Genomic DNA, 12,400 nt, shown 5'->3' with positions numbered 1-12,400 from the left:
AATTTTATATTGTTAACTCGTTTTCTTGTCTTAATAAACTTCCATTTTGTAAAATATCTGCTACGATATACAAACTAAATCCAATAACCATCAATAAAAAATCTCGTCCTATCTCTGCTAGTAATGTAATTTCTTGAGAACTGTAAAATAACGTCATACTAAAAATTAGACTTAAAAACCCTGAAAGTAAAAGTAACTTCCCAGCAGTTTTAAATTTGATTGAACTTTTAAAATTAAATATGTCTTCTTTAATAATGACACTTAAACCATTTTTTATAAACAATAAACCTATAAATGTTATAATTGAAAATATTAAATCAACAAATTGTGTATAATATCCGAAAATAAAATTCTTATAAAAATCACTATCAGATGGTTGGAGAAAATCTGTAAAAAAAGTAATATAAACGTTCCCAATAAAATGTACAATGTATATTATAATCAGAAGAATTATAAAGACATTTAAAAATTTAATTTTTTTCATAATTATATAGTTAATTCATTTTCAGACTGAATTTCGGTAGCACGTTTAAATAAAGTAGCAATAACAAAAACAACACCTGCCATAAATATATAAGCCGAAGTCTCTATGCCTATTTGAGTAAAAAACACTTTAAACCTCAACCATGTTACATATGAATTTGCAAAAATTCCAATCAAACCTATACTCAATGCTATGTAACTAATTTTAAAGATTAAATTCACTATTACAGAATTAAAGGGCTTATCAAAATTGATAATTTTAAAAATTGAAATAAGCAGATAAAAAACATAAGCTTTTAAACTGGCAATTATAACAAGTAACATTACTAAAAGTGTATAATGAGTTGTACTAAACTCAAATAAACTTGAAAGATCGATTCCTAGATATAGATTTTCAGTGACATTCTTATTTCCAAAAAGACTTAAGATGGACACAAAAAATATTGATCCTGCTTTAATACAATACCCAATAAATACAATCCATGAAACCACATTCATTGTATAAAAAATTCGTTTTGCTTTCATATTTTTATCGTTTAACAATAACAAATATACAATAATTATCGAAAAACAATAATTACTTATCAAATATTAATAATATATTAAAGATTACATATCTCGTTTTGAATACTTATATAGTGTTCCTATCTTTGATTAATGCTACCAAAAAACCTTCAAAATAAACTAGATAAACGCGTACAAGAAAATGCCTTCCGACAGTTAGGAACCTTAAATCATTTGATAGATTTTTCTTCTAATGATTATTTAGGATTTTCTAAATCTGAAGCCATTTTTAAAGAAACACATTTATACGTAACAGAGCATAAACTACTAGAAAACGGATCGACTGGCTCTCGTTTACTTACTGGTAATCATAAACTTTATAACGTTGTAGAACAGCAAATAAGTACTTTTCACAATTCGGAAACTGCATTAATATTTAATTCTGGTTATAATGCCAACTTAGGCTTTTTCTCTTCTGTACCGCAACGCAATGATATTATTGTGTTTGATGAGCTTTGTCATGCATCAATTAGAGATGGAATCAAAATGAGCAATGCTAAAGCCTACAAGTTTAATCATAATGATTTAGAGGATTTAGAATGTCACCTCGAGCGCAGTCGAGAGGTCTTAGCAAAAGAATCTAACATATACATCGTTACAGAATCTGTATTCTCTATGGATGGCGATTTTCCTAATTTAGAAGAACTATCACGATTAACTAAAACATACAATGCACATCTTATTGTTGACGAAGCACATGCTATTGGTGTTTTTGGTAACTGCGGAAAAGGATTAATTTCTAAACTTAATTTAGAAGCTTCAGTTTTTGCAAGAATTATAACCTTCGGCAAAGCCTTGGGAACTCATGGTGCAGCTATTTTATGTCATCAAGATCTAAAAGAATATCTAGTTAATTTCTCAAGACCATTTATCTATACAACTGCACTTCCGCCTCACAATTTAGCAACTATTCAATCTGCATACAATGCACTTAATACTCAAGAATTTCAACTAAAAAAACTTCGTCACAACATTACATTTTTTAAAACCGAAATAGCGCGACTCAAACTTCAACATCATTTTATTGAAAGTAATTCGGCTATACATTGCTGTGTGGTTTCAGGAAACAAGAAAGCCAAACACATTGCTCAAGAGCTTCAACATAACGGATTTGATGTAAAAGCCATTCTGTCTCCAACGGTTCCTAAAGGAAAAGAGCGTTTGCGTTTCTGTATCCATTCATTTAATACTGAAAAAGAAATCTCGGAAGTCTTACACTTACTCACTACCTTTGCTCTATAAATTGAAGCGTAAAAAATAACACGTTTTCAATGTGACAACTTTTAAAGACAATAATCATTTTAAATGAACACATATTTCATTACAGGAATAGGAACTGATGTAGGAAAAACTATAGCTTCAGCTATAATCACCGAAGCTCTTGAAGCCGATTACTGGAAACCAATTCAAGCAGGCGATTTACAACATTGTGATACTAAAAAAGTACAGCAATTAATTTCAAATAAAGTTTCAAAATTTCACAGCAACAGCTTTGCATTACAAACACCAATGAGTCCTCATGCTGCTGCAGATATTGATGGTATTTCTATTGAACCCAAGCACATAAAACCTCCCAAAACAAAAAATCATTTAGTGATTGAAGGTGCTGGTGGATTATTGGTTCCCATAAATCACAAACACACTATTTTAGACCTTATCAAACCAACTTATAAAATTATTGTGGTTTCCCGACATTATTTAGGCAGTATAAATCATACACTATTAACCTTAAATCTGTTGCAAGAGAAAGGATTTGACACCTCAGTAATTTTTAGTGGCAATGAACACAAAACCACTGAGGATATCATAAAACAAATGACTAAGGTTAAAACCATTGGCAGAATTGAAGAAGAACCTTATTTTGATAAAAATGTGGTGAAAGACTATGCTGAAAAATTTAAAAGCTACCTATGAAATTAAACGAACGTGACAAACAACACATTTGGCATCCACTTACGCAGCATAAATTACATCCTGAAACCATTGCTATTACCAAAGCTAAAGGTTGTCTTCTAACCGACGAAGATGGTAATGAATATATCGATGCTATTGCCTCTTGGTATACCTGTATGTATGGACATTGCAATTCATACATCACCAAAAAAGTTTCTGAGCAAATGCAAAAACTAGATCAAGTTGTGTTTAGTGGTTTTACTCATGAACCTGCTGTAAAACTCTCTGAAACTTTAATAAAGATACTTCCTAACAATCAAGAAAAACTCTTTTTTAGTGATAATGGCTCCACATCTGTAGAGATTGGAATTAAAATGGCACTACAATACCATTTTAATCGTGGCGAAAAACGCAACACGTTAATAGCATTCGAAAATGGTTTTCATGGTGATACGTTTGGAGCTATGAGTGTTTCCGGACTTTCAGTTTATAATGGTCCTTTTAAAGATTTTTCTTTAAACGTTATCCGAATACCAACTCCTAATGGTGATAATCATGATGCTATCTTAAATGGGTTAAAAACCTTAACATCAAAACATAATATTGCAGGTTTTGTTTACGAACCTTTGGTTCAAGGTGCTGCTGCTATGAAAATGCATGATGCTAATGGTTTAAATTCCATTTTAGATTTCTGTAAAACCAATAACATCATCACTATTGCTGATGAAGTGATGACTGGCTTTGGTAAAACAGGACGTTATTTTGCTTCAGATTATATAGAGACAAAGCCAGATATCATTTGTCTAAGTAAAGCGCTTACTGGAGGTTTACTACCAATGGCAATTACAAGTTGCACACAAGAAATTTACGATGCGTTTTACAGTGACGATATGAGTAAAGGCTTATTTCATGGTCACACCTACTCTGCAAATCCTTTGGCTTGCACAGCAGCTTTAGCTAGCATAGAGTTATTAACATCTAATGATATTCAAAACAACATAAAACGTATTATTGCTTCGCATCAGCAGTTTGCAACTCATATACAGCAACATCAAAAAGTAGCATCAGTGCGTCAAACGGGAATTATTTTCGCTTTAGATTTAAACATTAAAATGGAGCGTTATGGCAACTTACGCGATAAACTCTTTCGATTTTTTATGAACAATGGCGTGTTTTTAAGACCATTAGGCAATACCATTTATATTCAAGCACCTTATGTGATTTCAGAAGTACAGCTCCAAAAAATATATCAAGTGATTGAGGCTGCTTTAGAGCAATTATAAAATTGATTTACAGTAAATTACGCTTATATCTTATTTTTTTGTATATTTATTGTACTCCCTATTAAAAGTTAATACAATTTTGTTGACAGCATTCCGTATTAACGGCATGCACATATAGATTTTTTACTAACTCTAAACCAACCAATTATGAGTAAGAAATACTGCTGTGCTACATTTATATTATTCTTATTTGTCGCATTTTACACATCATGTCAAAAAGACAATTATGAAGAACCTGAACTAATCCCAAAAACTTACTCTTTTAGTATTCCAAACAAGATTAGTTTTAACTTTTCTCAGTTATCTCAAAACCGACAATCTTTAAGTCCCTACAATAACACACTTACTTTAAAGAACATAAGTGAAATTGATTTTTCTGGAGAATATGCAGTATTTGCATTTAAAGATATGAATCAGAATTTCAATAATATTTCTTTTGTAAAACATGGTAGTTTTAATGAAATTTTGATAAATACTTTTTCTGATTCAATTTATTTAGAAGCTTCTAATAACTTATTTGCAGAAAACAATCTCATTGCAGCTATTTTAAATTTTGGAAGTACAGAATCAAATCATACTTTAAATGGTTATTACAGTGGTGAACTTAACATCTTCTCACCTGCTCTCGATGATAACTCTCAACATATATTTTTAAGTAGTATTACTTGCATCGGTATTATAGATTATCAAGGTAAGTTTTATTTTTTCATACAAAATATAGATGAACAAAGCATAGTAAGTTTAAAAGGTAATTTTAATTCAGAAAATCTTATCTCTGGGTCTATACTAAATATAAATCAAAGCGTTTTCTCTCAACTAACCAATATCGCTGAAGAACCATTTCAACTAAACGAAAACAACTTTATAGGGAGTGTATTATTTACTGATAATACTGAAACACGTCTTCTAAAATTTAATCTAACCAAGCAAAACTAAGGTCATGAAATTAAAATTATCAATTATTTTTTTATTCGCTGTGTTTGGTTTACAAGCACAAAAACAAATACAGCCCTATAACTTTTCTGTTTCAAAAGATGGTGTCACTGAAACCATATTTATATATGCTACTGCAAAGGCTTCAAACCATGTTACTTTCAAATTAAAAAATGCTAAAAATGAAATGATTACAAATGATAAAGGAGAAATTCAATTTGAAGTTTTTCCTTTTTCTGAAGTTTCATTTAGAAAAAATTTAGTTGAAGCTATCTTAAGCATTGATGAGAACTCAGGTTTTAATTTAACTCAAAACTTATTAAAACCTATTAATGAAAAAATTGATGAGAACCAAAAGGAACAACTAACAAAAAGAAAAATTGCTGTTCAAGATATCAGAAATATTTATCAATTTTTTAATGCATTAATCTCTACTGCTTTTGAATATGACACAGAACCTGTAGCAGGTTTACTAAAATATAAACTAAATGAAATTTCCATCACTAAAAAAACAATAGAAGGTTTTGATACTGAGGTTTATTTTAAAAAACAAGCCAAATTTCTTAGAGATGAAATTTTAAAATTAGATAAAACAGAAAAAAAATACAAAGGCTTAGCTCCTGACGCATTTATGGATCATGTTCTTGCAAATGATAATTTTAATAAATATTTCACGGATTTTAATCAAAATACTAGAAACAATGAAAAAAGACATGATGCTAGAGTAGTTTTCAAACACCATGCTACTGAAAAATTAAAAGAAATTTACAACAATTATAAAATTGAAAAGTTATTTGATGAAAATTTATTTTTTGAATACTACAATCTAAAAGAAGAATTTGTCAAACAACGCAATGAATTAAACAAAATCAAAGAAGAAATTAATATAGAAAAAAATAACATAAAAAAATTAGAAACCTCTTTAAAAGAAAAAGAAAATGCATTAAAAAACGCATCAAATATAAATGATAAGATTAAAAAAAATCATGAATCAAAACAGAAAATCGTCGCTTTGATTAAAGAAAATGACATTAAAATTAAAAAAAATCAAACACAGCTTGATAAATACAAGATACTTGAACAAAACCCAATTAATCAAGACAAAGAAAATACAGACGAGGAGCAAAAACAAGATGAAAATGGTAAATTATTAGCAAACTATATCAATATATTGGAAGAAATCATCAAAAATTTAAATAATGAGAATACATCTCTTAATTCACAACTAGAGAAAATAAAAAATGTTAAAGAAAATGAACCTCAAGGTATTGTTAATCTTATAAATGAATTAGAGACTTCAAAAAACAAACTGAAATTAGAAATAAAATCTTCAAAGTCCAAAATTGAACTTCTCAACCCACAAATTAAAGATAAAAGCAGAAAGATAACTATTATACAAAATACTATTGATGAATTAATTTCTCAACATAGAAACACAATAATAAACTTACCACTTTGGAAGTTTAATGCCTCAGATATAGAAATAGATATAAATGATGGCTTTATAGAACATATTACTGTCGTAGGAAACATTAGTACTCCTAAATTAGATGTAACTATTATTAGAAAACATTTATTAACTTCAAAAAATGACATTAATAACAAACAACAACAAAATTCTAAAGATATTTTAAATAAGCTAACAAATGGTTATTTAAGTCTTGAAGAAATGTTTAATGCTTTTTATGAAGAAGAGTCAGTAAAAATAATTCAAAATGGTTTCGCTGAAAAAGAGTTGAAATTTGAAAATGAGTATCCAATTGGGTTTAGCTCAAAAACTGACTATGCAGATCTTTCTAGCTACTATCTATATTCTTTAAATGGCTATGAGAAAACTTTTTCTATGCGTTTAAGTGATGTATTAAGTTTATATGTGCAAAGACATCAAAATGATCGTTTAGATTTTAGCCCAAAAGATCAAGTTGTAAGTTTGCCTCTTCATGACATAAATAAAAATTTCGAAATTGAATTAAAAAAAGAAACTTCATCTAAAATTTTAAGCGCAAAGGTATTCACAGATTTTAATGGATTTCAAGAAGAAGCCGAAAACGGATTGCTTCAAGTTGAAATTGACAAACAAGTCCCTATTTGGACAAAACGCCACAATCTTGGTCTTGGAAGGAGTTCCAATTTCGGTTTTATTAATTATGCTAATTTCAATTTTTCTTGGCAAAAAATTAACGAAGATGATAGAGTTTTACAAGTTAAGAAAGATACTAAATTTATAAATAATGAAATAGTAACTGATAATTTTGTGACTTATTTAGATTTAATCAAACACGAAAACATTTCTGTTGGTGTAGACCTAAATATTGCATCGTTTGATTTTCCATTGGTAAAAACACGCTTAGAACTTAATATTGGTGCACATTATGGACGTGTAATGGTAGTTGACGATGTAGTTTCAACATCGGAAACTGATACTTCAACAACTCCAACTAGAGAATTCGAGAAGACTTTAAATATTATTAGAGTATATCCAGATATTATGTTTTGGATAAGACCAGACGAGCGCTTTGGTGGTTATTTAAGATTTAGACCTTTCAAAACTATTGCGCCTAATAATGATAAGTTTTTTGTCACAGACTCTAAAAAAGGCTTTGTTGAACAACGCTCACTAGATAAACATTGGCTTCATAGGTATGAGTTCTCAGGTTTTTTTAGACCATCAGCTGATAGTGATAATAAATTTTTCTTTAGATATCGATATACAAATACATCAACTTGGGAAACTAATGGTTATAGTGAGGTACAAGTCGGTTACTTACTTTATTTAAAGTTTTGAAAAAAAGCTAAATTTAAAAACCAGCTTTTTTTATCTTTTTTCAACAATAGTCTATTTTTGTGCAAAATAATATTCAATTGTTGAAGCAACCCATTTCCATAACAGCCATGTCATCCATTTCGCCTTTAGGAAAAACACCTGAAGACATTTGGAACAATTATAAAAACGAACACCACTTTTTTTCTAAAAACGATAATAACTGGGTTGCTAAAATAGCTTCAGAAGCTAAAATAGAAATTGAAAACCTAAGACAATCTAATCCTAAATACAAAGCACTAGACGATTCGGTTATATTTGCAATATACACTTCTAGGCAAGCCATTAAAAATGCTAATTGGAACGCTTCAGATAATTTCGGAATTAATATTGGTTCTTCAAGAGGTGCAACAAAGTTGTTTGAAGACTATCACAAACACTTTATTCAAAATAACAAAACCGAAATTCTAACATCTCCAACTACAACACTTGGTAATATCTCCTCTTGGGTAGCACATGACTTACAAACCAAAGGTCCAGAAATTTCACATTCAATAACCTGTTCAACAGCATTACATGCCATGTTAAATGGAATCGCTTGGATTAATTCTGGGATGTGTCACAAATTTCTAGTTGGTGGTAGCGAAGCACCTTTAACAGCGTTTACAATTGCACAAATGCAAGCCTTGAAAATTTATTGTCATTCAGAGCGTAGCAAAGAACCTCATCCTTGCCAAGCCCTAAACCTCAATAAAACTCAAAACACAATGATTCTGGGTGAAGGAGCTGCTATGGTTTGCTTAGAATCTGGAAAACAAAACAATGCTATTGCAAAAATAATTGGTTATGGTTATGCTACCGAAACTTTAGAACACAATGCCTCTTTATCTACAAATGCGCTTTGTTTTCAACGTTCGATGTCAATGGCTCTTGGTAATTTAAATCCAAAAGATGTAGATGTTATTATTACGCATACACCTGGAACGATTAAAGGTGATCAAGCTGAAATAAATGCTATTCATACTGTTTTTGAAAAAGACATTCCAGCACTCACTAACAACAAATGGAAAATTGGTCATAGCCTTGGTGCTTCAGGCATACTAAGCATTGAAATGGCTATATTAATGTTACAGCATCAAGAATTGATTCCTGTACCATATTTAGATACAAAACACCTTAAAAAAATAGATAATATTTTGGTAAATGCCGTTGGATTTGGAGGAAATGCAGTGAGCATACTACTATCAAAATAAAATTGTTAAAAAACAATTCATAATTACAATCTAGTTGTTGTAATTTATATATTTAAAACTTTATTTTTGACCCATGAGCGAAACAAGACACAATTGGACCAAAGAAGAAATTCTAGAGATATATAACAAACCTTTAATGGAACTGCTTTATGATGCTGCAACAATTCATCGCAAGCATCACGATCCAAATACAGTTCAAGTATCTACCTTACTATCAATAAAAACTGGTGGTTGCCCAGAAGACTGTGGCTATTGTCCTCAAGCAGCGAGATACCATACTGATATTGAAGGTAATGACCTCATGTCTGTTCAACAAGTTAAAGCTCAGGCTTTAAGAGCTAAATCTTCAGGAAGTTCTCGTGTTTGTATGGGAGCAGCTTGGCGAAATGTAAAAGATGGTGAAGAGTTTGATCAAGTTTTAGAAATGGTTCGTACCATTAACAAACTAGATATGGAAGTCTGCTGTACTTTAGGTATGATTACCGAAAATCAAGCACAACGCTTAGCCGAAGCTGGTTTGTATGCTTATAACCACAACTTAGATTCTTCCGAAGAGTACTATAAAGAGGTTATTTCTACTCGTGGTTATGAAGACCGTTTACAAACCATAGATAATGTTAGAAAAACAAACGTAACTGTTTGTTCTGGTGGTATTATTGGTATGGGTGAACATGAGGAAGACAGAGCTGGAATGCTTGTAGCTTTATCAACTTTAAATCCGCAACCAGAATCTGTTCCTATTAATGCTTTAGTAGCAGTTGAAGGCACACCTTTAGAAGATCAAAAACCTGTTTCAATTTGGGATATGGTACGCATGGTAGCAACTACAAGAATTGTCATGCCAGAAACTCAAGTACGATTGAGTGCTGGTCGAACCGAAATGACAAAAGAAGGTCAAGCGATGTGTTTCTTTGCTGGAGCAAACTCAATTTTTGCTGGTGACAAACTTTTAACTACTCCTAATCCTGATGTAAATGAAGATATGGAGCTTTTTAAGTTATTAGGTTTAAATCCACAAAAACCTTTCATAAAAAAAATGCAACCAGAATCGGTTGAAGCTAAAGATTCTAAATTTCAACCTTTAGGAGAAAAACCAAGATGGTCAAGACCAGAACATACTATTCAACGAAACGAAGAGGCTAAGCAAAAAGCTAAAATCTTAAAGTAATTATTTTCTTTATTGGGTATTTGGTAAATCTTTCAGAAATGTAAGACTGCATATAAATACAATTTATTTCGTTTGCTAACGTTTTTTTAACTTTGAGTATTTCTGTTTACTAATGTCAACACTAAATCTTCAAGACATTCCTCGTGTAAAACATATCACCAAAGAGGAATTTATATCAACCTATTTAAAACCACAAAAACCTGTGGTTATCGAGCATTGTATTGAAGATTGGCCTGCCTATAACAAGTGGAGTTTAGAATATATAAAAACTATTGCTGGCGACAAAACAGTTCCTTTATACGATGATAGACCTGTAGATTACAAAGATGGGTTTAATGATCCTCATGCCGAAATGAAAATGAGTGATTATATAAATTTGCTTAAAACAAAGCCAACTAAATACCGAATTTTTCTGTGGAATATCTTAAAAGAAATTCCACAGTTACAACATGATTTTAGGTATCCAGATTTTGGTTTAAAGTTAATGAAGCGCTTGCCTATGCTGTTTTTTGGCGGTAGAGACTCACATACCTTTATGCATTATGATATAGACTTAGCCAACATCTTTCATTTTCATTTTGAAGGTAAAAAACAATGCATCTTATTTGATCAAAAACAAAACAATTACCTATATAAAATTCCATATTCTTTAATCACTAGAGAAGATATTGATTTTTCAAACCCAGATTTAAAGCAATGGCCAGCACTAAAAAAAGCAAAAGGATGGCAATGCCAATTAAATCATGGTGAAGCACTATACATACCTGAAGGCTATTGGCATTACATGAAATATTTATCTCCTGGGTTTTCAATGAGTTTAAGAGCTATAGCGAGAAATCCAATACATTTAGGAAAAGCAATTTACAATGTCCTTATATTACGTCATCTTGATAATGTAATGAGGCTAATAAGAGGTCAGAGGTGGATTAACTGGAAAAATAAGCAAGCAATTATACGTACCAATAAGAGTTTATAACAAAGCTTTTAAGTATTAAAAACTTATATATATTTGCAATCTTAAATTTTAGACAAAAAACATGAAAAAAATATTTTTTATTATCGCATTAACGTCTGTTTCTTTGATAAATGCACAAGTATTTAAAGGTAAAGGAGATCAAAAATTTCAAGTTGCATCAAACTTTCAAGATGAGGCAACTGGTCTTAATGTGAGTTATGATTATGGCTTAGGAGAAAACATCTCTGTTGGTGTGTCTTCTACTTATGCATTAGGTATTGACAGTAGGTTAGATGCCGATTTTGGTGATCGTTTTGACTTAGAAGCAAGATTTAATGCTAACATAGGAAATGTGATTAACATTAATGATAATTTAGATGTGTATCCTGGTTTAAACCTTAGTTTAAAAAACTTTGGTGGTCATGTTGGAGCACGATACTTCTTTTCTGATGGGTTTGGAGTTTTTACTGAAGCTAACTTTCCTTTAGCAAAATACAGCAATGATAAATCTAAAGTAAGTTACTATATTCACAACCAATTCACATTAAATATTGGAGCAACTTTTAGTTTATAAGTTGTTATCGCATCATAAAAAAGCACCTTTAAATTAAAGGTGCTTTTTTATGGAATTAGTTCTCGTATTTTATCATAAACTAATTGACTTTCCCAACCTCTGTAAAAGAGATAATCAGCTAGTTTTTTTCTTCTTTTTTGAGAATTGCTCTCACTAATAGCTTCCAGCTTTTTTTTAGCCAATTCATTAAATGTATTCAAATAATCTTCGGCGTCAATTTCTTTTAAAGCTAATGCAATAATCGTTTTGTTAATATCTTTTCGCTTTAATTCTAACTGCAACCTCTGTTTTCCCCATTTTTTTATTCTGAATTTTCCGCGTACAAAAGCTTTGGCATAACGCTCTTCATTTAAAAAATTATGTTGAAGCAAATGCACAATAATAAGGTCACGAGCTTCAGGAATCATTCTCATTTCATATAATTTTTGAGATACCTCTTTATGGCAACGCTCTTGATAAGCACAATAACGTTCTAATCGGTTTTTTGCCTCATCAACTGTATAGGTTTTCTTTGAAATCACAAGACAAAAATA

At 30.5% G+C, this 12,400-nt stretch carries 12 protein-coding genes; 9 read left to right on the top strand and 3 right to left on the bottom strand.

What is annotated here, in order from left to right; genetic code table 11:
• Nucleotides 1-4 precede the first annotated feature (4 nt).
• Together ACP15M_RS07710 and ACP15M_RS07705 are read right to left on the bottom strand one after the other, a co-directional pair.
• Nucleotides 5-484, bottom strand: a complete 480-nt coding sequence (locus ACP15M_RS07710; RefSeq protein WP_425076612.1) for a DUF2975 domain-containing protein — start codon at nucleotides 482-484, stop codon at nucleotides 5-7.
• A 2-nt stretch (nucleotides 485-486) separates the two neighbouring features.
• Nucleotides 487-1,008, bottom strand: coding sequence for a DUF2975 domain-containing protein (locus ACP15M_RS07705; protein ID WP_425076611.1), 522 nt, complete (start codon nucleotides 1,006-1,008; stop codon nucleotides 487-489).
• Between the two features lie 132 nt (nucleotides 1,009-1,140).
• Here ACP15M_RS07705 and ACP15M_RS07700 point away from each other — a divergent pair, with 132 nt between their 5' ends.
• The 9 genes from ACP15M_RS07700 (at nucleotide 1,141) to ACP15M_RS07660 (ending at nucleotide 11,867) form a co-directional block, all read left to right on the top strand.
• Nucleotides 1,141-2,289 (top strand): aminotransferase class I/II-fold pyridoxal phosphate-dependent enzyme, encoded by a 1,149-nt coding sequence (locus tag ACP15M_RS07700; protein WP_425076610.1) that lies wholly within the window; start codon nucleotides 1,141-1,143, stop codon nucleotides 2,287-2,289.
• Between the two features lie 63 nt (nucleotides 2,290-2,352).
• A complete protein-coding gene (bioD, locus tag ACP15M_RS07695) occupies nucleotides 2,353-2,961 on the top strand; it encodes a dethiobiotin synthase (protein WP_425076609.1) in 609 nt (202 codons plus the stop codon).
• Complete coding sequence (bioA, locus tag ACP15M_RS07690) at nucleotides 2,958-4,223, top strand: adenosylmethionine--8-amino-7-oxononanoate transaminase (RefSeq protein ID WP_425076608.1); 1,266 nt, start codon at nucleotides 2,958-2,960, stop codon at nucleotides 4,221-4,223. Before bioD ends, bioA begins: the two co-directional genes overlap by 4 nt.
• Nucleotides 4,224-4,370: 147 nt before the next feature.
• On the top strand, nucleotides 4,371-5,159 hold the full coding sequence (locus ACP15M_RS07685; RefSeq protein ID WP_425076607.1) for a hypothetical protein: 789 nt from the start codon (nucleotides 4,371-4,373) through the stop codon (nucleotides 5,157-5,159).
• A 4-nt stretch (nucleotides 5,160-5,163) separates the two neighbouring features.
• Nucleotides 5,164-7,941 (top strand): hypothetical protein, encoded by a 2,778-nt coding sequence (locus ACP15M_RS07680; RefSeq protein WP_425076606.1) that lies wholly within the window; start codon nucleotides 5,164-5,166, stop codon nucleotides 7,939-7,941.
• Between the two features lie 80 nt (nucleotides 7,942-8,021).
• Nucleotides 8,022-9,170 carry a beta-ketoacyl synthase N-terminal-like domain-containing protein gene (locus ACP15M_RS07675; RefSeq protein ID WP_425076605.1) on the top strand — a complete coding sequence of 383 codons (1,149 nt, stop codon included), beginning with the start codon at nucleotides 8,022-8,024 and terminating at the stop codon, nucleotides 9,168-9,170.
• A gap of 73 nt (nucleotides 9,171-9,243) precedes the next feature.
• The gene (bioB, locus tag ACP15M_RS07670; protein WP_425076604.1) at nucleotides 9,244-10,338 is read left to right on the top strand and encodes a biotin synthase BioB; all 1,095 of its coding nucleotides are present in this window, start codon (nucleotides 9,244-9,246) and stop codon (nucleotides 10,336-10,338) included.
• Between the two features lie 112 nt (nucleotides 10,339-10,450).
• Complete coding sequence (locus ACP15M_RS07665; protein ID WP_425076603.1) at nucleotides 10,451-11,314, top strand: cupin-like domain-containing protein; 864 nt, start codon at nucleotides 10,451-10,453, stop codon at nucleotides 11,312-11,314.
• Between the two features lie 61 nt (nucleotides 11,315-11,375).
• Nucleotides 11,376-11,867 carry a DUF6646 family protein gene (locus ACP15M_RS07660; protein WP_425076602.1) on the top strand — a complete coding sequence of 164 codons (492 nt, stop codon included), beginning with the start codon at nucleotides 11,376-11,378 and terminating at the stop codon, nucleotides 11,865-11,867.
• Between the two features lie 47 nt (nucleotides 11,868-11,914).
• Here ACP15M_RS07660 and ACP15M_RS07655 read toward each other — a convergent pair whose 3' ends face one another.
• Nucleotides 11,915-12,388 carry a regulatory protein RecX gene (locus ACP15M_RS07655; RefSeq protein ID WP_425076601.1) on the bottom strand — a complete coding sequence of 158 codons (474 nt, stop codon included), beginning with the start codon at nucleotides 12,386-12,388 and terminating at the stop codon, nucleotides 11,915-11,917.
• Between the last annotated feature and the right edge of the window lie 12 nt (nucleotides 12,389-12,400).

The organism is Psychroserpens sp. S379A (assembly GCF_049800755.1).
Lineage (GTDB): Bacteria > Bacteroidota > Bacteroidia > Flavobacteriales > Flavobacteriaceae > Psychroserpens.
The sequence above is the reverse complement of the archived record's forward strand: the minus strand, read 5'-3'. Positions and strand labels throughout refer to the sequence as shown.

Excerpts from the sequence above, each read along its gene's own strand:
- ACP15M_RS07685 (WP_425076607.1), top strand. The coding sequence starts at position 4,371 with ATGAGTAAGAAATACTGCTGTGCTACATTTATATTATTCTTATTTGTC.
- ACP15M_RS07705 (WP_425076611.1), bottom strand. The coding sequence starts at position 1,008 with ATGAAAGCAAAACGAATTTTTTATACAATGAATGTGGTTTCATGGATT.
- bioB (WP_425076604.1), top strand. The coding sequence starts at position 9,244 with ATGAGCGAAACAAGACACAATTGGACCAAAGAAGAAATTCTAGAGATA.
- ACP15M_RS07700 (WP_425076610.1), top strand. The coding sequence starts at position 1,141 with ATGCTACCAAAAAACCTTCAAAATAAACTAGATAAACGCGTACAAGAA.
- bioA (WP_425076608.1), top strand. The coding sequence starts at position 2,958 with ATGAAATTAAACGAACGTGACAAACAACACATTTGGCATCCACTTACG.
- bioD (WP_425076609.1), top strand. The coding sequence starts at position 2,353 with ATGAACACATATTTCATTACAGGAATAGGAACTGATGTAGGAAAAACT.
- ACP15M_RS07665 (WP_425076603.1), top strand. The coding sequence starts at position 10,451 with ATGTCAACACTAAATCTTCAAGACATTCCTCGTGTAAAACATATCACC.
- ACP15M_RS07660 (WP_425076602.1), top strand. The coding sequence starts at position 11,376 with ATGAAAAAAATATTTTTTATTATCGCATTAACGTCTGTTTCTTTGATA.
- ACP15M_RS07710 (WP_425076612.1), bottom strand. The coding sequence starts at position 484 with ATGAAAAAAATTAAATTTTTAAATGTCTTTATAATTCTTCTGATTATA.
- ACP15M_RS07680 (WP_425076606.1), top strand. The coding sequence starts at position 5,164 with ATGAAATTAAAATTATCAATTATTTTTTTATTCGCTGTGTTTGGTTTA.